This is a genomic window from Candidatus Contendobacter odensis Run_B_J11, from assembly GCF_000531125.1.
GTDB classification, from domain to species: Bacteria; Pseudomonadota; Gammaproteobacteria; order Competibacterales; family Competibacteraceae; genus Contendibacter; species Contendibacter odensensis.
In genome coordinates, this window is sequence record NZ_CBTK010000177.1 from 1 (window position 1) to 1,986 (window position 1,986).

The 1,986-nt window shown below is 61.8% G+C and carries 1 protein-coding gene and 2 pseudogenes; 2 read left to right on the top strand and 1 reads right to left on the bottom strand.

From position 1 onward, the window contains the following. Positions 1 to 66 precede the first annotated feature (66 nt). Positions 67 to 555: pseudogene (locus BN874_RS11450) on the top strand (DDE-type integrase/transposase/recombinase); the annotation flags it as partial. A gap of 31 nt (positions 556 to 586) precedes the next feature. Then, positions 587 to 841: pseudogene (locus BN874_RS25685) on the top strand (hypothetical protein); the annotation flags it as partial. Here BN874_RS25685 and BN874_RS11455 read toward each other — a convergent pair. Then, complete coding sequence (locus BN874_RS11455) at positions 808 to 1,926, bottom strand: transposase (protein WP_230314411.1); 1,119 nt, start codon at positions 1,924 to 1,926, stop codon at positions 808 to 810. The pseudogene BN874_RS25685 and the gene BN874_RS11455 overlap by 34 nt on opposite strands. Between the last annotated feature and the right edge of the window lie 60 nt (positions 1,927 to 1,986).

Here is a 1,986-nt window from a genome sequence, read left to right on the forward strand (position 1 = left end):
TGGGCGTACCTTGCCTAAAAGTGTCCGTGAACGCTACCCTAAATTAGAAGTGTGACAAAGCACCAGGTCTCGACCTGGCAGGGCTGGCTGTAGGTGGCGTTTGTGATCGACGTCTTCGCGCGCTACATCGTGGGCGGGCGGGTCAGTACTTCCATGCGAACAGACTTCGTTTTGGATGCACTGGAACAAGCCCTATACGCCCGGCAACCGGAACGCTCGGGTACCCTGGTGCATCATAGTGACTGAGGGTCGCAGTCCGTCTCCATCCGCTACACGGAGCGCCTCGCCGAGGCCGGGATCGAACCTTCGGTGGGCAGCCGTGGTGACAGCTATGACAACGCCTTGGCCGAGACCCTCAACGGCCTATACAAGGCGGAACTGATCCACCGCCGGGCGCCTTGGAAGAACCGGGAGGCGGTCGAACTCGCCACACTGGAATGGGTGGCTTGGTTTAATCACCACCGGTTACTGGAACCTATCGGCTCTATCCCTCCAGCCGAGGCTGAGGCAAACGACTACCGGCAGTTCGCCGGCAACACCCTGGAAGCAACTTAACTTAAACCAAACTGCCTCCACAGAACCCGGGGCGATTCACCGTCAACTGCTGCTCGATCCCAGAGTCGCCCCATTCCGGGATATTTTCTCGACTTACGAGCTTCTGGCCTATCTGTCGTACCGGGCGCCGAAGTTGGACTATCGCTGTATCGAACTACCGACCACCCGCCGCTATCCGGCCACCGGCCAAGTACCGACCAAGATCAGCAGCATCAAGGGCAATCTGTCGGTGCCTCACCACCTATCAGTTCTTCATCGTCGAGCAGAGGCGATAGAAGGAGGGTAAGGGTTGTTGCATTTGCAGTCGTCTCCGGAGCAATCGAAGACCGCGCTTAAACCAAGAGAGGGCGCTGCGGGCGAGCTTTCTAAAGGTCCAAGGGTCCGGATCCGTCTGCGCTTGCGTTTTTTTTCCAGCGGGTTCGGGCGTTCGCGGGCCTCTTCTTGCCCGACACGGACGCACCCGTGCATGGCGAGGGCCATGATGACGAGCAGACGGTCGAGCCGATCCGGTGCGCGGAGTGGGGTGGCTTCCAGGTCAAAACCACGACTTTTAAAGTCGGAAAACATCGGCTCGATGCTCCAGCGACGGCCGTAATCCCGCACCGCAGCCCGGGTCGGGACGCAGTCCATGGCGATGATCCAGGGTTCGGGATGCCCGACCTCATGCAGAATCCCCAGGTTCGTCGGCACGCCGCCGCCAAACAAGCACACGTCGGGCAAGCCGCGTTCCGTGTATCCCGTCGCGAGGTCCCCGGTCGTGACGATATCCCCAAACCCCGGATCGACGCTGAGGTTGCTTTTCAAGCGCAATCGGTAATGCCACCCCTGCCGATGCAGCCACTCGAGCAACGCGGTCGAGGGATAGAACCGATCCGCCAGCAGCAGCACCTCGACCCCCGCCGGCAGCCCATCCCGGACGTACTCCAGGAGGGTTCGCTGGCGGTCAAACCCCAGGTTCGCCGGGCCGGCCTCCACCGCCCAGGCCCGCGGTAACACCCGATCCCCCACCACGAGACCCAGCATCAAGACCGCGAACCGCTCGCCCAGATCGGTCTGATCCAGGCTCAACACCACGGTCTGCCCGTTCCGGCCCGCCGCCGCGAGAGCGTGGCGGACCCAAGGCTCCAACAACGCCGCACCGGACAACAACGGGTTCTTTAACAGCCGCCGCCGCCACTGTTCGCGCAGGTCCTGCCGTTCGGTGTCCAGTGGCAGCAGATGGGCTAGCTCGACCGTGTTCGGGGTTCGCGCCTCGAGCATCGCGCCCACCACCAAGGCCACCTTGGTTATCACCGTCTTCCGCAGGGTCGGGTGCGCTTCTCGCAACCCCCGTTCAACCTCCGCCGCAAGCTGCCGAACCGTTCCCATCATCGCCTCGTCGTCTTAGTCAACCTGTTGCACGATAGTCTAACTAAAACTGATAGGTGGTGA

What these genes read in the sequence shown, in the direction of transcription:
- BN874_RS11455 (WP_230314411.1), bottom strand. Translation starts at nt 1,926, where the DNA reads ATGATGGGAACGGTTCGGCAGCTTGCGGCGGAGGTTGAACGGGGGTTG.